16 protein-coding genes are annotated in these 19,660 nt (G+C 69.1%); 14 read left to right on the top strand and 2 right to left on the bottom strand.

Annotated elements, in window-relative coordinates:
* Positions 1 to 11: 11 nt before the first annotated feature.
* The 7 genes from ACZ45O_RS08605 to ACZ45O_RS08575 all read left to right on the top strand — a co-directional run bounded on the left by ACZ45O_RS08605 (position 12) and on the right by ACZ45O_RS08575 (position 6,676).
* Entirely contained in the window at positions 12 to 815 is an 804-nt protein-coding gene (locus ACZ45O_RS08605; RefSeq protein ID WP_464857452.1) for an alpha/beta fold hydrolase, read from the top strand.
* Between the two features lie 276 nt (positions 816 to 1,091).
* On the top strand, positions 1,092 to 1,832 hold the full coding sequence (locus ACZ45O_RS08600) for a 3-oxoacyl-ACP reductase family protein (RefSeq protein WP_464857450.1): 741 nt from the start codon (positions 1,092 to 1,094) through the stop codon (positions 1,830 to 1,832).
* 31 nt (positions 1,833 to 1,863) lie between these two features.
* Positions 1,864 to 3,042 (top strand): acetyl-CoA C-acetyltransferase, encoded by a 1,179-nt coding sequence (locus ACZ45O_RS08595; protein ID WP_464857448.1) that lies wholly within the window; start codon positions 1,864 to 1,866, stop codon positions 3,040 to 3,042.
* A gap of 235 nt (positions 3,043 to 3,277) precedes the next feature.
* Complete coding sequence (locus tag ACZ45O_RS08590; protein ID WP_464857446.1) at positions 3,278 to 4,414, top strand: acyl-CoA dehydrogenase; 1,137 nt, start codon at positions 3,278 to 3,280, stop codon at positions 4,412 to 4,414.
* A 32-nt stretch (positions 4,415 to 4,446) separates the two neighbouring features.
* A complete protein-coding gene (locus ACZ45O_RS08585; protein ID WP_464857444.1) occupies positions 4,447 to 4,857 on the top strand; it encodes a MaoC family dehydratase in 411 nt (136 codons plus the stop codon).
* Positions 4,854 to 5,657 (top strand): electron transfer flavoprotein subunit beta/FixA family protein, encoded by an 804-nt coding sequence (locus ACZ45O_RS08580; protein WP_464857442.1) that lies wholly within the window; start codon positions 4,854 to 4,856, stop codon positions 5,655 to 5,657. Before ACZ45O_RS08585 ends, ACZ45O_RS08580 begins: the two co-directional genes overlap by 4 nt.
* Positions 5,658 to 5,671: 14 nt before the next feature.
* On the top strand, positions 5,672 to 6,676 hold the full coding sequence (locus ACZ45O_RS08575; RefSeq protein ID WP_464857440.1) for an electron transfer flavoprotein subunit alpha/FixB family protein: 1,005 nt from the start codon (positions 5,672 to 5,674) through the stop codon (positions 6,674 to 6,676).
* A 1,596-nt stretch (positions 6,677 to 8,272) separates the two neighbouring features.
* Here ACZ45O_RS08575 and ACZ45O_RS08570 read toward each other — a convergent pair.
* Entirely contained in the window at positions 8,273 to 9,418 is a 1,146-nt protein-coding gene (locus ACZ45O_RS08570) for a DUF2087 domain-containing protein (RefSeq protein WP_464857439.1), read from the bottom strand.
* Positions 9,419 to 9,583: 165 nt separating this feature from the next.
* On the opposite strand from ACZ45O_RS08570, the gene ACZ45O_RS08565 reads away from it, so the two are divergent.
* Both ACZ45O_RS08565 and ACZ45O_RS08560 read left to right on the top strand, forming a co-directional pair.
* Positions 9,584 to 11,152: a DNA glycosylase AlkZ-like family protein gene (locus ACZ45O_RS08565; RefSeq protein ID WP_464857437.1), complete on the top strand. Its 1,569-nt coding sequence runs from the start codon at positions 9,584 to 9,586 to the stop codon at positions 11,150 to 11,152.
* A gap of 136 nt (positions 11,153 to 11,288) precedes the next feature.
* On the top strand, positions 11,289 to 12,533 hold the full coding sequence (locus ACZ45O_RS08560; protein WP_464857435.1) for a vWA domain-containing protein: 1,245 nt from the start codon (positions 11,289 to 11,291) through the stop codon (positions 12,531 to 12,533).
* A gap of 330 nt (positions 12,534 to 12,863) precedes the next feature.
* Here the strand turns inward: ACZ45O_RS08560 and ACZ45O_RS08555 are convergent, their stop codons facing one another.
* Positions 12,864 to 13,061, bottom strand: a complete 198-nt coding sequence (locus tag ACZ45O_RS08555; protein WP_464857433.1) for a hypothetical protein — start codon at positions 13,059 to 13,061, stop codon at positions 12,864 to 12,866.
* Positions 13,062 to 13,209: 148 nt separating this feature from the next.
* Between ACZ45O_RS08555 and ACZ45O_RS08550 the strand changes: the two genes are divergently transcribed.
* The 5 genes from ACZ45O_RS08550 (at position 13,210) to nikC (ending at position 19,635) form a co-directional block, all read left to right on the top strand.
* Positions 13,210 to 14,178, top strand: coding sequence for a helix-turn-helix transcriptional regulator (locus ACZ45O_RS08550; protein WP_464857431.1), 969 nt, complete (start codon positions 13,210 to 13,212; stop codon positions 14,176 to 14,178).
* A 34-nt stretch (positions 14,179 to 14,212) separates the two neighbouring features.
* Entirely contained in the window at positions 14,213 to 15,553 is a 1,341-nt protein-coding gene (locus ACZ45O_RS08545; protein ID WP_464857429.1) for a trypsin-like peptidase domain-containing protein, read from the top strand.
* Between the two features lie 348 nt (positions 15,554 to 15,901).
* On the top strand, positions 15,902 to 17,608 hold the full coding sequence (locus ACZ45O_RS08540; RefSeq protein ID WP_464857427.1) for an ABC transporter substrate-binding protein: 1,707 nt from the start codon (positions 15,902 to 15,904) through the stop codon (positions 17,606 to 17,608).
* Between the two features lie 75 nt (positions 17,609 to 17,683).
* Complete coding sequence (locus ACZ45O_RS08535) at positions 17,684 to 18,688, top strand: ABC transporter permease (RefSeq protein ID WP_464857704.1); 1,005 nt, start codon at positions 17,684 to 17,686, stop codon at positions 18,686 to 18,688.
* A gap of 14 nt (positions 18,689 to 18,702) precedes the next feature.
* Positions 18,703 to 19,635: a nickel transporter permease gene (gene nikC, locus ACZ45O_RS08530; RefSeq protein WP_464857425.1), complete on the top strand. Its 933-nt coding sequence runs from the start codon at positions 18,703 to 18,705 to the stop codon at positions 19,633 to 19,635.
* The last annotated feature ends 25 nt before the right edge of the window (positions 19,636 to 19,660 follow it).

Here is a 19,660-nt window from a genome sequence, read left to right as displayed (position 1 = left end):
AGGGAACCGGAATGCCCGTGGTGCATGTCAACGGGATCGATATCCGCTACGAGTGGCAGGGCAGGGAAGACGGCCAGGTGCTGGTGCTGATCAACGGCCTGCTCACCGACCTCTCCAGCTGGAGCGGCCATCTGGACGCGTACACCGACCACTTCCGCGTGCTCACCTACGACTGCCGGGGTCAGGGGGGCTCCTCGAAGCCCGATGACGGTCCCTACCTGCCTTCGCAGCACACCGCAGACCTCGCCGCACTGCTGGACGCCCTGGGCGTGGAGAAGGCGGCCCTGCTGGGGGTCTCCAACGGCGGGCTCATCGCCATGAGCTTCGCGGCGCTGTACCCGCACCGGGTGACGGCGCTGGTGCTGGCCAACACCTACGGCCGGGCGGACACCTTCATGCAGGCCAAGCTCGAGTCGTGGCAGTCCGCCATGCGGGCGGGCGGCGGCCCGGTGCGGTTCGACGTCTCCATGGTCTGGATCTGGGGGCGCTCCTTCGTGAATGAACACTGGGAGGCCCTGCGCCCCTGGCGGGAGAAGGGTTCCGCCATTCCGGTGCACGCCGCGGCCAACCTCATCGAGGGCGCTGCGCACTTCGACATGCTGGAGCAGCTGTCCAACATCACCTGCCCCACGTTGCTCATGACGGGGGATGAGGACGTGCTGACACCGCTGCCATACATTCACGAAATTCAAAGCCGCATTGCCGGCAGCCGCGTGGCCATGCTGGAGCGGGCCGGTCACTGCATGTTCCTGGAGCGGGCGGACCGCTTCAAGGCGGTGGCCTCCGCGTTCCTGCGTGAAGCGCTGCGGGGCTGACGGCGGAAGAACAGGGGGTTGAACGGCCTGAACCCGTCACTCATCGCCTCTTTCGTGGTTCGCCTTTACTGCGATCAGGATGGGGGAGGGAACCCCGACCCTTGCTGGCGGGTGGTGGTCCGCCATGTGCAGACCGGGCAGGAAAGGCAGTTCCGCACGCTGGCAGAGGCCTGGGCTTACGTGGAAGACCTGGCCAGGGCCGCAGAGCTGCCTCGCACGGCTTCGAACGACCTTTGATCTCACATAGCCTCAATCTCATCTAGGGGGTATTGCGTAATGGTTAAGGAGCTCCAGGGTAAGCTTGCGCTCGTCACCGGTTCCGCCCGCGGTCTGGGCCGCGCCATCGCGCTCGAACTTGCCGGCAAGGGCGCCGACATCGTGGTCAACGACGTCCCGCAGATGGAGGAGACGGCGCTGAAGACGGTGGAAGAGGTGAAGGCGCTGGGCGTGAACGCCCGGTTCTACCCGGCCTTCGTCAACGACGAGGCGCAGGTGAACAAGATGGCCGAGGAGATCGGCCCCGTCGACATCCTGGTGAACAACGCGGGCATCAACCGCGACGGCCACATGCGCAAGTCGAAGAAGGAAGACTGGGACGCCGTCATCGACGTCAACCTGACCGGCCCGTTCCTCTGCACCCGGGCGTTCATCCCCGGCATGGTGCAGAAGGGCTGGGGCCGCATCATCAACATCGCCTCGTACGTGGGCCGGACCGGCGTCTTCGGCACCCCGTACTACGCGGCCTCGAAGGGCGGGCTGATCGCCTTCACCAAGGAAGTGGCCATCGAGATGGCCCGGAAGGGCATCACCGTCAACGCCCTGGCGCCGGGGTACATCCTCACCGATATGATGAAGCAGTATCCCAAGGAGTACCTGGACGAGATCACGTCGAAGATCCCCGTGCAGAAGTGGGCCGAGCCCGAGGACATCGCCTACTGGGTGGGCGTGGTCGCCTCGCCGCGGGCCTGGTACATGACCGGGGCGGTCATCGACTGCAACGGCGGCTGGTACATGTAGGCGGGTGGACCGATAAGGAGGTACAGCCCAAGTGCGTGAAGCGGTAATCGTTTCGGCGGCCCGCACGGCGATCGGCTCCTTCGGAGGCTCGCTCAGCACCGTGCCGGCCCACGAACTCGGCGCCATCGTCATCCGGGCGGCGCTGGAGCGGGCCGGCGTGAAGCCGGAGATGGTGGAAGAGGTGCTGATGGGCCAGATCCTGACCGCGGCGCAGGGCCAGAACCCGGCCCGCCAGGCGGCCCTGAAGGCCGGGATCCCGGCGACCGTGCCGGCGACCACCATCAACAAGGTCTGCGGCTCCGGCCTGAAGACCGTCGCCCTGGCCGCACAGGCCATCATGGCGGGCGACGCCGACATCGTCGTCGCCGGCGGCCAGGAGAACATGTCGCTGGCCCCGTACGCCCTGACCCAGGCCCGCTCGGGCTACCGCATGGGCCACGGCCAGGTCATCGACACGATGATCAAGGACGGCCTCTGGTGCGCCTTCGAGGACTGCCACATGGGCATCACGGCCGAGAACATCGCCGAGCAGTACGGCATCACCCGTGAGGAGCAGGACGAGTTCGCCCTGGCCTCCCAGAACAAGGCCGAGGCGGCGATCAAGGCGGGCCGGTTCAAGGACGAGATCGTGCCGGTCACGGTCCGCACCCGCAAGAGCGAGGTCGTCTTCGACACCGACGAGTTCCCGCGCTTCGGCAGCACCCTGGACGGGCTGGCGAAGCTGCGGCCGGCCTTCAAGAAGGACGGCACCGTGACGGCCGGCAACGCCTCGGGCATCAACGACGGCGCGGCCGCGGTGCTGGTCATGTCCGCCGACAAGGCGAAGGAGCTGGGCCTCACGCCCCTGGCGGTCATCCGCGCCTACGCCTCCGCCGGCGTGGAGCCCCGCATCATGGGCATGGGCCCCGTCCCGGCGACCCGCAAGGCCCTGGCCAGGGCGGGCCTGACGCTCGATCAGATCGACCTGATCGAGGCCAACGAGGCCTTCGCTGCCCAGGCGCTGGGCGTGGCCCGGGAGCTCCAGTTCGATTTTGCGAAGGTCAACGTCAACGGCGGCGCCATCGCCCTGGGTCACCCCATCGGCGCATCGGGAACACGCATCCTGGTCACGTTGCTGCACGAGATGCAGAAGCGGGAGACCCGCTACGGGCTTGCGACTCTCTGCATAGGCGGCGGTCAGGGCATCGCCATGATCGTGGAGCGGCCGTAAGCATTCTGCGGCCCGGGGCGGCGGCCGCGCCGCCGCCCCGGGACCGGGCTGCGGAAAGGGCCCCGCCTCTGGGGACCCGACTGCCGACTGTTGACGTGGCCCCGTCCGTCAGGGGCCGCCTGTGATCGGGGACCCGAGTTCATCAACGACGGCCCCTGTGCGGGCGGATTTGTGAAAAATATAACGTTCACATGCAGCGGCCACAGCCGAACCCACCCATCGAGGAGGACACCGCATGTTCAGACTGACCGAGGAACAGAAGCTGGTTCGCCAGGCCGCCCGGGAATTCGCCGAGCGGTACTGCGCGCCCATCGCGGCGGAGATCGACGAAGCGGCCCGGTGGCCGGCGGAGTCGGTGGCCGCGATGGCGCAGCTGGACCTGATGGGCATCCCGTTTCCCGAGGAGTACGGCGGCGCGGGGGCCGACACCCTCAGCTACATCCTCGCCGTGGAGGAGATCTCCCGGGTCTGCGCCTCCACCGGCGTGATCCTGTCGGCCCACACCTCGCTGGCGACGTGGCCGATCTACCAGTTCGGCTCCGAGGACGTGAAGCGGCGCTACCTGCCGAAGCTCTGCTCCGGCGAGTGGCTGGGGGCCTTCTGCCTGACCGAGGCCGGGGCCGGCACCGACGCCGCGGCGCAGACGACCACCGCCGTCCGGGACGGCGACCACTACGTGCTGAACGGCACCAAGGTCTTCATCACCAACGGCGGGAAGGCCGACGTGCTGATCGTCTTCGCCATGACCGACAAGTCGCAGGGCACCCGGGGCATCTCCGCCTTCGTGGTCGAGAAGAGCTACCCCGGCGTCTCCGTCGGCAACGAGGAGTCCAAGATGGGCATCCGGGGCTCCAACACCACCGAGATCCTGCTGAAGGACGTGCGGGTGCCGGCAGGCAACCTGCTGGGCAAGGAGGGCCAGGGCTTCAAGATCGCGATGATGACGCTGGACGGCGGGCGGATCGGCATCGCCGCGCAGGCCCTGGGCATCGCCCAGGCGGCGCTGGAGGAGTCGGTGAAGTGGGCCAGGGAGCGCAAGCAGTTCGGCAGGCCCATCGCCGCCAACCAGGCGATCCAGTGGATGATCGCCGACATGGCCACGCAGGTGCAGGCGGCGCGTCACCTGGTCTACCACGCCGCCTGGCTGAAGGACCAGGGCCAGCCCCACTCCAGAGAGGCCGCCATGGCCAAGCTCTTCGCCTCCGAGACCGCCATGCAGCAGACGGTGAAGGCGGTGCAGATCCACGGCGGCATCGGCTACATCAAGGGCACCACCGTCGAGCGGCTGATGCGCGACGCCAAGATCACCGAGATCTACGAAGGCACTTCCGAAGTGATGCGCATGGTGATCGCCGGCCACCAGCTGCGGTAGCGGGAGCGGTCACGCAAGGAGGAGGGATCGCAGTGCGGTATCAGATCGGCGACAAGGCTTCTGTGACCAAGACCATCACGGAGACCGACGTCTACCTCTTCGCCGGCATCACCGGCGACCTGAACCCGGCCCACGTCAACGAGGAGTGGGCCCGGGAGACCCGGTTCGGCGGGCGCATCGCTCACGGCATCCTCACCGCCGGGCTCATCTCGGCCGCGATCGGGATGAAGTTGCCCGGCCCCGGCACCATCTACGTGAGCCAGACCCTGAACTTCACGGCGCCGGTGAAGATCGGCGACACCATCACGGCGACGGTGGAGGTCGCCGAGATCGTGAACGGCAAGCGGCTGCGGCTGCGCACCACCTGCGCCAACCAGCGGGGCGAGACCGTGCTGGAGGGCGAGGCCATGGTGCTGCCGCCGAAGGAGGGAAGCGAGCGGTGAAGATCCTGGTCTGTGTGAAGCAGGTGCCGGATACGGCGGAGATCAAGATCGATCCGGTCACTCACACGTTGATCCGCTCGGGCGTGCCGAGCATCGTCAACCCCTACGACCGGTGCGCGCTGGAGGCCGCCGCCCGCATCAAGGACCGGCACCCGGAGACGGAGATCGTGGTGATCTCGATGGGCCCCGAGCAGGCGAAGGCCGCGCTGCAGGATTGCCTGGCCATGGCGGCGGACAGAGCCTACCTGGTCTCTGGCCGGCGCTTCGGCGGTTCCGACACCATGGCCACCAGCTACATCCTCAGCACCGCCATCCGGAAGGTGGCGGAGCGGGAGGGGCCGTTCGACGCCATCTTCTGCGGCAAGCAGGCGATCGACGGCGACACGGCCCAGGTGGGCCCGCAAATCGCCGAGCACCTGGGCCTGCCCCAGGTGACGTACGCCCTGCAGGCGGAGGTGGAGGGGGAGAGTCTGAAGGTGGTGCGGGAGGCGGACGAGGGCAAGATGGTGGTCCGGGTGGCCCTGCCGTGCCTCGTCACCTTCTCCAGGCCCCCGTGGGACCCGCGGCTTGCGCCGCTGAAGCGGCGTCTGGCGGCGCTGCGGGCGGAGATCCCCGTCATCGGGCTGGAGGATCTCCCGGATATCGACGAGACCCGCATCGGCCTCAAGGGGTCGCCGACCAAGGTGAAGCGCTCCTTCGTCCCGCCCCGGAAGCAGGGGACCGTGATCGTCCGTGAGGACTGCTGCCAGGCGTCGGCCATGCGGCTGATCGAACTGCTGAGCGAAGCCAACTACATCTGACGGGAGGTGAGCGGATGGAGACCAGGAGCAAGGATGTATGGGTACTGATTGAGACCTATGCCGACGGCTCGGCCCGGAACGTGGGGCTGGAGCTCCTGAATCCCGGCCGGACCCTGGCGGACAAGCAGGGCGGGGCGCTGGTGGCGGTGGTGATCGGCCACAACGTGCAGGGAGCCGTGCAGGCCGCCTCGGCCCACGGGGCGGACACGGTGATCGTGGTGGAGGGCGAGGAGTACCGGGAGTACTCCACGGACGCCTATACCGAGGCGCTTGACCGCCTGGTGCGGAAGTACGGCCCCACCACCATGCTGATCGGGGCCACGCAGAACGGCCGCGACCTGGCGCCGCGGCTCGCCTGCCGCCTGGGCACCGGCCTGACCGCGGACTGCACCTCGCTGGACATCGACGAGAGGACCGGCCTGGTCGCCTGGACCCGCCCCGCGTTCGGCGGGAACCTGATGGCCACCATCATGTGCCCGGACCACCGCCCGCAGATGGGCACGGTGCGCCCCGGGGTCTTCCCGAAGCCGCAGCCCGGGGTGGGCCACGCGGAGATCATTCGGGAGGAGATCCGTGTGCCCGGGGAGCGGATCCGGGTGCAGGTGCTGCAGGTGATCAAGGAGGCCGTCAACGGCGGCGTCGACCTGGAGTCGGCGGAGATCATCGTCGCCGGCGGCCGGGGCGTTGGCGGCAAGGAGGGCTTCAGGCTGCTGCAGGAGCTCGCCGATGCGCTGGGCGGCGCGGTGGGCGCATCGCGGGCCGCTGTGGACGAGGGCTGGATCTCCGCCGACCACCAGGTGGGCCAGACGGGCAAGTCGGTGCGGCCGAAGCTCTATATTGCGTGCGGCATCTCGGGCGCCATCCAGCACGTCGCCGGCATCACGCCCGCGGGCTGCATCGTGGCGATTAACTCGGACCCCGAGGCGCCGATCTTCGGCGTGGCGGACTACGGCGTGGTGGGCGACCTGCACGAGGTGCTGCCGGCGCTGACCGAGGAGATCAGGCATTTGCGGGGGTAAGGGTGCCTGGGGGCTGCGCGTTCCTGGCTTTGGGGGAGTGCGTGAGTGGTGGGGGCGTGGTTGCGATTGAGAAATGCACCCGGGCGGGGGAGTCGGGTGCATTTCTTGCCTTCTCGGTGTGCTGTTGGCGGCTTCGGGGCGGGTTGGCGGGGGACCTTCGCCGGTGGGGTTGCGGGGGATACCCCCTGCGTGAGCCTGTACGTGTGGGCTCTGTGGGTCTGCGGCGGTCGCAGCTGGCTTCAGTTCGTGCGCGCTGCCGGGGCCGGTTGCCGGGTGGTTGAGGATTGAAGGAGTGGGCTGCGGGGCGGGGAGTGCGGCGGATTTCGACTTTGCCTGGGAGGGAAGTGGAGATCGGCCGGGGTTGAGTGGCGCCGGGGCCGGTTGCTGGGTGGTTGAGGATTGAAGGAGTGGGCTGCGGGGCGGGAAGTGCGGCGGATTTCGGCTTGGAGCGGGAGCAAAGTGGAAAACGGCCGGGGTTGGTGGGCGCCGGGGCCGGTTGCCGGGTGGTGGAGGGTTGAAGGAGTGGGCTGCGGGGCGGGGAGTGCGGCGGATTTCGACTTTAGCTGTGAGCGAAGTGGAAATCGGCCGGGGTTGGTGGGCGCCGGGACCGGTTGCCGGGTGGTTGAGGGCTGAAGGGATTGGCTGCGGGGCGGGAAGTGCGGCGGATTTCGACTTTAGCTGTGAGCAAAGTGGAAAACGGCCGGGGTTGGTTGGCGCCGGGGCCGGTTGCCGGGTGGTGGAGGGTTGAAGGGATTGGCTGCAGGGCGGGAAGTGCGGCGGATTTCGACTTTGCCTGGGAGGGAAGTGGAAGACAGCCGGGGTTGGTGGGCGCCGGGGCCGGTTGCCGGGTGGTTGAGGATTGAAGGAGTGGGCTGCGGGGCGGGAAGTGCGGCGGATTTCGACTTTAGCTGTGAGCGAAGTGGAAATCGGCCGGGGTTGGTGGGCGCCGGGACCGGTTGCCGGGTGGTTGAGGGCTGAAGGGATTGGCTGCGGGGCGGGAAGTGCGGCGGATTTCGACTTGGTGTGGAAGCGAAGTGGAAATCGGCCGGGGTTGGTGGGCGCCGGGACCAGCTGGCGGGTGGTTGGGGGCTGAAGGGATTGGCTGCGGGGCGGGAAGTGCGGCGGAACGACTTGGTGTGGAAGCGAAGTGGAAATCGGCCGGGGTTGGTGGGCGCCGGGACCAGCTGGCGGGTGGTTGAAGGTTGAAGGGATTGGCTGCGGGGCGGGAAGTGCGGCGGATTTCAACTTGGAGGCGGAGCAAAGTGGAAATCGGCCGGGGTTGGTGGGCGCCGGGACCGGTTGCCGGGTGGTTGAGGGCTGAAGGGATTGGCTGCGGGGCGGGAAGTGCGGCGGATTTCAACTTGGAGGCGGAGCGACGTGGAAATCGGCCGGGGTTGAGGGGCGCCGGGGCCACTTCACGAGACGTTGTAGGTTGAAGGAATAGGGTGCTGGTAATTGAGGGCTGATGGAGTCGGCTGCCGTACCGGCGCACTCGGACCACTTGCGGATACGACGCCGTAGCGGCTGAAGGGGAATCACAGCGGGAAAGACACCGCCCGCCCCGGGTGGGGCGGGCGGGCCTGTACCAAACGGTTTTCAGTTCTCCTCTTCCTCCAGCTCCCGGGGCAGGTTGTAGCCCCGCTCGCCGAAGGGCTGCAGCTTCTCCAGCCACTTCTGCTTCAGCTTCTTCAGCGCCCTGTCCCGGTCGAAGTAGCCGGTCTCGGGCTCCTCCAGGGTTTCAAGCGGTTCGAACACGAAGGCGTCGGAGCCGAACTCGTTCCAGGCCTGCTGCAGCTCGCGGCTGACGTGCGAGCCGTTCTCCAGCTGGAACCGCTGGCCGTTCAGGGACCGGAAGTTGGGCGTGACCCCCACCCAGACCATGCCGTTCTTCACGTTGCGCACCTGGAAGACGCCGCCCTCGGTCTTCATCTCCCGGGCGAGCCGCTTCAGTTCTTTCCTGCGATCCATGGGGTTCACCCTCTCTTCGCTCCCGTCGCTGCGCCAGTACTCGCTGCCGTCGGGCAGCCGGCTCAGGTGGCCGAAGTCGACCAGGCAGCGACGGAGCAGTACATAGTCCTCTGCGATGGGCTCCAGGATAGCGTTGACCTCCCGCTCGCTGTAGCGGCGGCCGGGGACGAACCGCTCTGCGACCGCGGCGGCGATGATGCGCCGGTGCTTCTCCGGCGTGGCGCCGCTGAACCCCTGCAGCGGTCCCTCCAGCCCGTGGGGGAAGTACCGCGCCAGGATCCGCTCCCGCTCGTCCGCCGGGCGTGGTCCGCGCCTGCGCCGCCGTACGGGCCCGCCGGATCCGTCCGCCTCGGCGCGCCGGCGCTCGTGCAGCAGCTCCATGATCGCCAGGAAGAGCCGGGCCTGGCGCTCCTTCTCCTTCAGGATGAAGCGATGGTTCCGCACAGTGGAGGTGGAGCCGGCGCCGATCGCCTGCCGGATTTCCTCGTCGCTCTTGCCCTCATAGAACAGGGCCAGCAGCCGCCGCTGCAGGTCGGTCAACCCGTGGGCAGACTTGTCCAGCCTGACCAGATGGGCGAAGACGGAGCCGTGCGCCTCGGCGATGTGGTGCCGGATGTAGCGCCCGGCGTCGTACAGCCGGTCGCCGACCGGGTAGATGACGCCCTTCTCGATCTGCTCCCCGCAGCAGAGGCAGGTGTAATACTCGGCGCTTTCGGCGTAGCCCTGCTTGATCTCCGCCAGCGACGCATCGGTGAAGTGATTCGCTCGTGACAATGGACTTCAACTCATTTCGTCTAGAGATACATAGGCAGTCTATCACTTCGTCCATACGACAGTCAAGCGCAGGCGCTCGCAGCCCGCTGCGCGGGGCTTGGGAATGGAAGGGAAGGAGCGCTGCTCCGGCAGGGCGAACATTCCGGCACGAAGGAGGGAGGGCCCGTGGTTCTGCGAGTATCAAAGATGGCTGCACGCCGCTACCTGCTGTATGTGCAGGGACTCCTGGAGGCGCCGGGCATCCGGCCGTGGAGAAGCGAGCTCAGGGGGCGCGCCGGCGTGATCCGGGCCCTGGAACGGCTGGAGGCGGTGCAGCTGGACCCCATCGCCGTGGTCGAGCGGAACCACCACCTCGTCCTGCGCAACCGGGTGGCGGGCTACCGCCCTGAGCACCTGGACGGCCTCTTCGCCGCCGGGGAGGTGTTCGAGTACCTGGCCAACGCCCGCTGCGTGCTGCCCATGCGAGACCTGCCCGCATTCTGGCCGATCATGCTCGCCGCGCGCGAGCTGCCGGCCAGAGAGGCCCTGGCCGGCAGTATGGTCGACGTGCTGCGGCGCCTGCGCGAGGCGGGGCCGCTCCAGCCCCGGGATCTGGGCAACGACGGCCCGCGCCTGATGGGCATCGGTTACAACCCGCCGGACAAGCCATCCAAGGCCTCGGGGCGTGCCCTGGACCTGCTCTGGCTGGGCGGCGAGGTCTTCGTCGCACGGCGGGAGGGCAACGAGAAGTGGTACGACCTGGGGGAGCGGTTTCTGCCCCGGCGCGTCGCGGCCGGCCTGCCGGAGGGACCGGAGACGTTGCGCTCACCGCTGCTGCGGGATGAGCAGGAGAGGGTGCGGGCCGCGGAGCAGGAGAGACTGCCGGCCGCGGAGCAGGGGCGCCTGCCGGCCGCGGAGCAGGGGCGCCTCTCGGCCGAGGAGCGGGAGAGCCTGCCGACTGAGGGGCGGGAGAGCAAGCCGGCTGAGGGGCAGGCGAGCTTGCCGGCTGAGGGGCAGGCGAGCAAGCCGGCCGAGGAGCAGGCGGGCCTGGGCCCGCCGGGATCGGTCGATGAGCCTGGATCCGGCCCGGCCCGGGACGGCGGGGCCGCGCAGGTGCTCACCGAGGTGGACGTCTCGCGCCCGTGGTCCGCGCCGCAGGTAACCGAGGGCGAGGCCGGGTGGCAGGGCTTCCTGCTGGACAAGTACATGCGGGCCTACCGGCTCACCGACCTGGGCGACTTCCGGTTCGGCTGGCAGACCTACACCGCCGCCAGGCGGCGGGAGCTCGCGGAAGAGAAGGTGGCCGCGGGCGAGTGGGTGGAGGTGGCCATCGAGGGGGTGCGGCGGCGGTACTACGCCCTGGCCGCGGACCGGCCGCTGCTGGAGGCGGCGGAGGGATGGGAGCCGCGGCCCGCCGTCCGGTTCATCGCTCCGCTGGACAACCTGCTGTGGCGCCGCCCCCGCCTGCAGGACCTGTTCGACTTCGACTACACCTGGGAGGTGTACACCCCTGCGGCGAAGCGGCGGTACGGCTACTACGCCATGCCCATCCTGCACGGTGACCGCCTGATCGGCCGCATGGACCCCAGGCTGGACCGGCAGCGCGGCGTGCTGCTGGTGAACCGCCTGCAGCTGGAGCCCGAGGCGGCGGGCGACGTCCGGGTGCGCCGGCGGGTGGAACGGGCGCTCCACGAGTTCGCCCGCTGGCACGGGGCCGGGGAGGTGCGGATCCTGCAGCTGGATCCTGCCCCATGAGCTCCACCAGGTGGCCCGGCGCGATCCCCGGCAGTGGCCTGTCCATCCGGTTGTTTGGCTGGCAAGTCCGGCCGGACCGGTGACAGTACGCTGTCACCGCCCCGGGCTATGCTGGGGGCGGAGGGAGGTCGATCCGATGACCCACGCACTTACACTCTGCACCCAACTGGACCGCACCTGCATCAGCCCCTCGGGGGGTGAGCTGTACCTTCTGGTCACGCTCGCGGCGCCGGAGATGAAGGCCCCGGGCGGCCGCCCACCGCTCAACCTGGCCGCCGTGGTGGACCGGTCAGGCTCCATGGCCGGGGCCGAGCTGTTCTTCACCAAGCAGGCCCTGCGCTTTCTGGTGGATCAGATGGCCGAGGCCGATCGTCTGGCCATCGTCACGTACGACCACGAGGTGCGGGTGCCCTTTGCCAGCCAACCGGTGGTGCACAAGGATGCCGTGAAGCTCATGGTGGACGGCATCACCGCCGGCGGTACCACCAACCTCAGTGGCGGCCTGGCGACGGGCATGCAGCAGATCCGCCCGCACGCCGGCGCGGACCGGGTGAGCCGCGTGCTGCTGATGACCGACGGCCTGGCCAACGCCGGCGTCACCGATCCCGACGTGCTGGTGGGCTGGGCCAGGGCCTGGCGGGAACAGGGGCTCGGCCTCAGCACCATGGGCGTCGGGCCCGGCTTCAACGAAGACCTGCTGGTCGCCCTGGCGGAGGCCGGGGGCGGAAACTTCCACTTCATCGAAGACCCCGACCAGATCCCGAAGATCTTTGAGGAAGAGCTTCAGGGGCTGCTCCAGGTGGCGGCGCAGGGGCTGCAGCTGACCATCGAGGCGGAGCCGGGCGTCGCAGTGAGCGGGATGCTGGGCTACCGGCCGGAGGGGACCCCGCACCGGGCGGTGGTGACGCTGCCCGACCTGTATGCAGCCGAGGTGAAGCACGTGCTAGTGCGCCTGGCGGTGGCGGCGCCGCCTGCAAACGGGAAGCTGGCCCGGGTGGTGCTCCACTACCTGCCGGCCGTGGCGGGCGGCCAGCCGGGCACCATCGAGGCCGAGGTGTCCCTGGCGGTCACCGACGACCCGGCGCGCCTCAGCGAGCCGCCCAACGAGGCGGTCATGCGCCAGGTGCGGCTCAGCGAGGCCAGCGCTGCCTGGGATGAGGCCGTGGATCTGGCCGACCGGGGCGACCTGCGGGGGGCGGCCATCCGTCTCTTCCGGGCGGCTGAGGAGCTGGAGGCGCAGTCCGCCGCGGGCGACAGCGGCGCGCGCGAGCAGGCGGCGGCGCTGCGGGCGCAGGCGGAGGCCATCACGTCGGCGCCGTACGACGCCACAACCCGCAAGCGCATGCGCCGGGAGGGCTTCCGCAGCCGCCGGGGGCGGTAGCCCGGCGCAGCAGCGCCCGGGCCGAGGGGGCGAGGCGATGCGGGCCGGGGGCCGGGGCTGGGGCGCGAGGCGTTGCAGGCAGGGGCCGAGGGGGCGAGACGCTGCAGGCAGGGGCCGAGGGGGCGAGACGCTGCAGGCAGGGGCCGAGGGGGCGAGACGCTGCAGGCAGGGGCCGGGGGCGCGAGGCGTTGCAGGCAGGGCCGAGGGGGCGAGACGTTGCAGGCAGGGCCGAGGGGGCGAGACGTTGCAAGCCGGGCGGCGAAGGCGCGGCGCAGGGCCTGCGCCGATGGCAGGCGGCAGGCCCTGCGGTAAGTCATACAGCGCGGCTGCTTACCAGAAGCGCTTTCCCCAGGGGGACTTGCCGAACTTACTAAACTTATCGAACTTCTGGAACGGGAACTTGCCGAAGCGCGGGAAACGCCTGCGGCGGCGGCGGCGCTGCCACGGGTTGCCCCAGCTTCCGCCCCAGTCGTCCCAGTCGTCGTCCCACCAGTCGTCGTCGCGGCCCCAGCCGAAAGGCATCGTCATGGGTGATCCCTCCACCACAGCATATGCGGCTGTTGCTCCAGGGTTACATAACGCCGCAGAACGCCGGGTAAAGGCAGGATATTCCGCTCGATCTGGGGAAGGCATCCGCTGACGGAACTTCGATGCCTCACGGGTGGAGGGATGCCCCATGACCGCCGGATCCGCACGCGCACTGGAGCGCCGCTTCCAACTGCTGACGCTGCTGATGGGGGGCGGCAGGCCGCGGGCCGATGACCTGGCCCGGCGCTTCGGGGTGACGCGCCGGTCGGTCTACCGCGACCTGGCCTTCCTGGAGCAGATGGGGGTGCCCGTGGTGCGAGACGGCGGCCGCTACGCGGTGCTTGACACCTTCAAGGTGCGGCCGGTTCAGTTCGAGCCCGATGAGGTGCTGGCCCTGATGGCCGCGCTGGACTTTGGCCTGCGGAAGCGGCCCTTGGCAGGCACGGCCGCCCACAGCGCCCGGGAGAAGCTGCTCGCCGTGCTCCCCGCCAAGCAGCAGGAGATGGCCAGCGGCCTGAACCAGACCCTGGTGGTGGACCCCATCCAGGCGTACTCCCTGCCTCCATCTCCGGATGTGGAGGCCGCCTGCCGCGCGGCGGTGGAGGGGCCGCATCCCCTGCGCATCCTCTACCAGGCGCTCCATGCCGAGCAGCCCGTTCCGCGGGTCGTCCGCCCCTACGGCATGGCCTACCGGGGCACGGCGCTCTACCTCATCGGCTTCTGCGAGCTGCGCGAGGAGATCCGCATCTTCCGCGCAAACCGCATCCTGGAGGCGCAGGTGCTGAGCAGCACCTTCGAGCGGCCGGCGGACTTTGACCTGGAGCAGTACCTCAGCGACGTGTGGGGCATTGAGTTCGGGCCGCTCATGCACGTGCGGGTCAGGTTCGACCGGTCGGTGGCCAGGCTGGTGCGGGAGACCGTCTGGCACCCCTCGCAGCGGGTGGAGGAGGAGGAAGGCGGGTCGGTGATCCTGCGCATGGAGGCGCGGGGGACGGGCGAGCTCGCGCGCTGGCTGGCCGGCTTCGGCGGCAGCGCGGAGGTGCTGGAGCCGCCCGAGCTGCGGGCGGCCGTCATCGAACTGGGCAAGGGCATCGTGGGGAGGTATGCAGCGACGTAGGCTTCGGGCTGTTGTGAGGCGAGGTGGTGTTCCGATGCGCATGCGGCGTAACCTTCTTCTGCTGCCGGTGCTCGTCCTCTCTCTCCTCCTGACCCCGCCGGGCGGACCGGCGGCGCTGGCGGCCCCGGATGTCGGTCAGCAGACGGCCGGCACGGACGCGGAATCGTCCATGACGGGCCTCCTGGTCGATCTGAATGAATCGCTGAAGTCGGAAAATGAGAGTCTCAGGACCCTGAACGCGGTGCTTCAGGCCGAGAACGAAGCCCTGAAGCAGGAGAACGAGGTGCTGCGCAGCCAGCTGGATGCGGCCCTGCGCCGGCTGCAGGAGCTGGAGGACTCGGCGGGCCAGGTTCCGACGGTGGAGGGGCTCGCGGCGGAGCTGCGCACACGTGTCTTCCGTGTGGACGTGTTTGACTACGGCGGCCGGCTGATCAGCACGGGCAGCGCGGTGGCGGTGACGGAGGACGAGGTCGTCACCAACTATCACGTGGTGAACGAGGCCTGGTCCGCGGAGCTGGTCACCGAGTCGGGCGGCCGCATCCCGGTCGTGGGCATGACGGCGTTCAATGAGGCGTGGGATCTGGCGGTGCTGCAGGTGAGCGGCCGGCTGGAGCCGGTGACGATCCGCACCAGCCCCGCCCGCATCGGCGAGGACGTGGTGGCCATCGGCAGCCCCATCGGCCTGACCAACACGGTCTCGACGGGGATCGTCAGCGCCCGCCGCAGCATGGACGGGTTCGACGTGATCCAGGTGAGCGCGCCGATCTCCCAGGGCAGCAGCGGCGGCGGGCTATTCGACCGGCAGGGCCAGCTCATCGGGATCACCTTCGCCTACCTGAAGGACGGGCAGAACCTGAACTTCGCCATTCCCATGCAGTACGTGCGGCAGGTGCTGGCGCAGGCGGGGCCGCCCCGGGATCTGCCCGGCGCGAACCGCATCACCCCCGAGAACCTGGTTGCGGTGCTGTATCAATCTCACCCCGGGTTCTACCTGGGCGAATATGAAGTGGCTGTGGATTACGTGCTGGTTCCCGATTCGACGGGGGTCTACGGGGAAGCCCCGGACATCCTGTGGATCGTGATGGACGACGAGGCGTATTACAACTACCTCACGGCCATGGTGCTGGGCGGCGACGTGGGGCGCTACCGCGCCGTGGTGCAGGCGTTCGTGGGGGATGTGGCTTTCCTGGTCGGCAAGGCCTATCCCGACCTGGACGCGACGGTGTTCCTGACGTACTTCGGCGAGTTCTCGAACTACCCGCATGGCTTCAAGCACGTGGACTATAATCCGGAATCCGACTCGTGGCTGGTCGTACACCCGGTGTTAATGTACTGGCAGTGGCTGGGCGAATGGAACTGCACGTGGATCGACTGAGCGCGGACAGAGCGGGAAGAACGGGGGCCGGGTCCGGCGGCGGTGTATCGCCGCAGGACCTGGCCCCCGGCGCGCAGCAGGAGCATGAGGCCAGACCTGGCCCCTGCCGCGCAGAAGCGCCGCCGCCGGGCGGGGCCCCGGGCCGGCTCCCAGGCTGTGCCCTCACGGGGCGTCGGGGTGCCGCCGGACCGAGCCCTTCATGTCGCCACGAGGTGTGATAGGAACGACTTCATTGAAGATTACGAGAGAACATACTTTTCAAAGAGGACCTGCGGGCTCCCACGTCCAATTTCATTGCCTTAACCCCGGGCGCACGGCCCGGTACACACAGAGGGAGGGATTCGGTTCATGGGGGTTCGCACCAAGCGGTTCCGGTGGGCGGTCGGTCTGGCTCTGGCGGCCCTGGTGGCGCTTTCCGCCTGCAGCGGCGGCGGCTCCACATCCCAGGGACCTGACGGCGGCCCGCAGACCGGGGACTCGGGCGCCCCGCAAGCCCCGCAGCAGAACGGTACTCAGGCAACGTCGCCGGAGCCGCCGGCCGCGCAGGAGAAGGTGCTGGTCTGGGGCCGCGGCGGCGACTCGATCTCGCTGGACCCGATTCAGGTGACCGACGGTGAGTCGCTGAAGGTCACGCACCAGATCTACGAGGGCCTCCTGGACTACGAACCGGGCGGCACCGGGGTCGTTCCGGTGCTGGCGACCGAGTGGGAGCCCAGCCAGGACGGCCTGGAGTGGACCTTCCGGCTCCGCCAGGGCGTGAAGTTCCACGACGGCACCGAATTCAACGCCGAGGCCGTGAAGATCAACTTCGACCGGTGGCGCAACACCTCTGACCCGCTGCACGTCGGCGGCGATTTCCCGTACTACAGCTACATGTTCGGCGGGTTCGACGAGGATTCGGTCATCCAGGACGTGGTAGTCGTCGACCCGTACACGGTCAAGTTCGTGCTGAAGCAGGTGCAGGCGTCGTTCCTGCAGGACATCGCCATGGTGCCGTTTGGCATCGCCAGCCCGAAGGCCCTCCAGGAGAACCCCCAGGGGCTGAACGACCATCCGGTGGGCACCGGCCCCTTCAAGTTCGTCTCCTGGACCAAGGAAGACCGCATCGTGCTGGAGGCCAACCCCGACTACTGGGGCGGCCGGCCGGCGATTGACCGGCTGATCTACCGCTCGATTCCCGACAACAACGCCCGTCTCGTCGCCCTGCAGGCCGGCGAACTCGACGTGATGGACGGCGTGGAGCCCGCCTTCCTGCCGACCATTCAGGCGACGGGCCAGTTCGACATCATCGAGCGGCCGCCGATGAACATCGGCTACCTGGCCTTCAACACCCAGAAGCCGCCGTTCGACAACGTGCTCATCCGCCGGGCGATCAACCACGCCGTCAACAAGGAAGAGCTGAACACCGCCTTCTACGGCGGCATGGGCATCCCGGCCGTCTCGCCGCTGCCGCCTTCGGTCTGGGGCCACAACCCCAACGTGCCCAAGTACGAGTACGACCCGGAGAAGGCGAAGGAGCTGCTGGCCCAGGCCGGCTACGGGCCTGACAACCCGCTGCGCACCGAACTCTGGGCCATGCCGGTGCCGAGGCCCTACATGCCGCAGCCGGAGCGCATCGGGGTCGCCCTGCAGAACTACCTGCGGGAAGTGGGCATCGAGGCCGAGATCGTGACCTACGAGTGGGGCACCTACCTGGAGAAGACCGGCATGGGCGAGCACACCATGGCCCTGCTGGGCTGGACCGGCGACAACGGCGACCCCGACAACTTCCTCTACGTGCTGCTGGACAAGGACAACGCCGTCACGCCTGACGCCGGCAACATCGCCTTCTACATGAGCGACGAGGTGCACGACCTCCTGATCCGCGCCCGCCAGACCACCGACCAGGCGGAGCGCACCCGGCTGTACGAGCAGGCGCAGGTGAAGATCATGGAGGACGCGCCGTGGGTGCCGCTCATGCACACCCGCGTGCCGATCGCCGTCCGCAAGGGCATCACCGGGTACGTGCCCAACCCGACCGGCTCCGAGTCGCTGGGCAAGGTCACCATGCCGTAGCGGGACCGATGCGGGGGGCGGCGCCGGCCGCCCCCCGTTCGGGCGCCCCAAACGCCCATCGGGGAGGGATTTCTCATCGTCGGTTATCTCGCCAAGCGGATCGGCCTCGCCATTCCCACCGCCCTGGGCGTGCTGGTGGTCATCTTCCTCCTGATGCGCGCCATCCCCGGCGACCCGGCCCGGCTCATGCTGGGCGAGCGGGCCTCGCCGGAGCAGGTGGAGGCCCTGCGGGAGCAGATGGGGCTGAACGATCCGCTTCACGTACAGTTTGCCGCCTTCCTGGGCGACGTGCTGCGGGGCGACCTGGGCACGTCGCTGCAGAGCCGCCAGCCGGTGACGGCCGAGCTCATGGCCCGCTACCCGGCCACGGTGGAGCTGGCCATATTCGCCATGCTCCTGGCCTCGGCGCTGGGCATCCTGGCCGGGGTGGTCTCCGCCGTCTGGCGAAATTCGCTGCTGGATTACGGCGTGATGGCCGGGGCCCTGGTGGGAGTCTCCATGCCCATCTTCTGGCTGGGCCTCATCCTCATGATGTTCTTCTCCGTGCGGCTGCAGTGGCTGCCGGCCGGCGGGCGGCTCGACGCCCGGATGATGTGGGACGGCGCCACGCAGTTCGTGGTGCTGGAGAGCCTCCTCCGGGGCCAGTGGACAACCTTCGTCACCGGCCTGCGCCACCTCATCCTCCCGGGGATCGCCCTGGCCACGATCCCGCTTTCGATCATCGCCCGCATCACCCGCTCCTCCATGCTGGAGGTGCTGAACCTGGACTACATCCGCACCGCCCGGGCCAAGGGGCTCCCCAACTGGCGGGTCAACTTCCGGCACGCCCTGAAGAACGCCCTGCTGCCGGTGGTCACCATCATCGGCCTGCAGGTGGGGCTGCTGCTGGGCGGCGCCGTGCTGACGGAGACCATCTTCTCCTGGCCGGGCATCGGCCGCTACATCGTGGTGGCCATTGGCGCCCGGGACTACCCGGTGGTGCAGGGGGGCATCCTGCTGATCACCCTGGGGATGATCCTGGTCAACCTGCTGGTCGACCTGATCTACACGCTGATCGACCCGCGCATCCGCTACCAGTGAGGGAGGGCGAACAGATGGCGACGGTCACACCAAAGGCCCCGGCGCCCGGGGGCCCGCCGAACCCGGCCGCGGGCGCCACGCCGCCCCCTGCCGGCGACCCCGGGGCGGCCTACCGGGGACCGGGCGTCCTCCGCCGGCTGCTCCGCCACCGGGCGGCGGTCCTCGGCGGCACGATCGTGCTGATCATCGTGCTCACGGCGCTGCTCGCGGACGTCATCGCCCCGTACGACCCGATCCGGGGTCGGCTGGCCGACATGCTCCAGCCGCCTTCGCCGGAGCACTGGATGGGCACCGACGAGCAGGGGCGCGACATCCTGAGCCGCATCATCCACGGCAGCCGCATCTCGCTGCAGGTGGGGCTGGTGGCGGTGGGCATCTCGCTGACGACGGGCACCCTCATCGGCGCCGTGTCCGCCTACTTCGGCGGCTGGTTTGACCTGCTGGTCATGCGCATCATCGACATCCTGCTGGCCTTCCCGTCGATCCTGCTGGCCATCGCCATCACGGCGATCCTGGGGCCGAGCCTCACCAACGCGATGATCGCCGTGGGCATCGTCGGCATGCCGGTCTACGCCCGCCTGGTGCGGGCCTCGGTGCTCTCGCTGCGGGAGCAGGACTTCGTGCAGGCCGCCCGGGCGGCCGGCGGCGGGCACGGGCGCATCCTCTGGCGGCACATCCTGCCCAACGCCCTGGCGCCGCTTATCGTGCAGTCCACGCTCTCCATCGGCACGGCGATGCTGGACGCCGCGGGCCTTTCGTTCCTGGGGCTGGGCGCGCAGCCGCCGGCGCCGGAGTGGGGAGCCATGCTCTCGGGGGCGCAGGTCTACATCCAGCTCGCCCCGTGGGTGGTCACCTTCCCGGGGCTGGCGATCATGGTGGCGGTGCTGGGCTTCAACCTGCTGGGCGACGGGCTGCGGGACGTGCTGGACCCGCGGCTGAGGCGGTAGGGCCGGCGCACAGCACGGGGGCGTG

It is taken from the genome of Symbiobacterium turbinis (assembly GCF_055383075.1).
The sequence above is the reverse complement of the archived record's forward strand: the minus strand, read 5'-3'. Positions and strand labels throughout refer to the sequence as shown.

What these genes read in the sequence shown, in the direction of transcription:
- ACZ45O_RS08545 (WP_464857429.1), top strand. Translation starts at nt 14,213, where the DNA reads ATGCGCATGCGGCGTAACCTTCTTCTGCTGCCGGTGCTCGTCCTCTCT.
- ACZ45O_RS08575 (WP_464857440.1), top strand. Translation starts at nt 5,672, where the DNA reads ATGGAGACCAGGAGCAAGGATGTATGGGTACTGATTGAGACCTATGCC.
- ACZ45O_RS08560 (WP_464857435.1), top strand. Translation starts at nt 11,289, where the DNA reads ATGACCCACGCACTTACACTCTGCACCCAACTGGACCGCACCTGCATC.
- ACZ45O_RS08605 (WP_464857452.1), top strand. Translation starts at nt 12, where the DNA reads ATGCCCGTGGTGCATGTCAACGGGATCGATATCCGCTACGAGTGGCAG.
- ACZ45O_RS08550 (WP_464857431.1), top strand. Translation starts at nt 13,210, where the DNA reads ATGACCGCCGGATCCGCACGCGCACTGGAGCGCCGCTTCCAACTGCTG.
- nikC (WP_464857425.1), top strand. Translation starts at nt 18,703, where the DNA reads ATGGCGACGGTCACACCAAAGGCCCCGGCGCCCGGGGGCCCGCCGAAC.
- ACZ45O_RS08555 (WP_464857433.1), bottom strand. Translation starts at nt 13,061, where the DNA reads ATGACGATGCCTTTCGGCTGGGGCCGCGACGACGACTGGTGGGACGAC.
- ACZ45O_RS08590 (WP_464857446.1), top strand. Translation starts at nt 3,278, where the DNA reads ATGTTCAGACTGACCGAGGAACAGAAGCTGGTTCGCCAGGCCGCCCGG.
- ACZ45O_RS08600 (WP_464857450.1), top strand. Translation starts at nt 1,092, where the DNA reads ATGGTTAAGGAGCTCCAGGGTAAGCTTGCGCTCGTCACCGGTTCCGCC.
- ACZ45O_RS08540 (WP_464857427.1), top strand. Translation starts at nt 15,902, where the DNA reads ATGGGGGTTCGCACCAAGCGGTTCCGGTGGGCGGTCGGTCTGGCTCTG.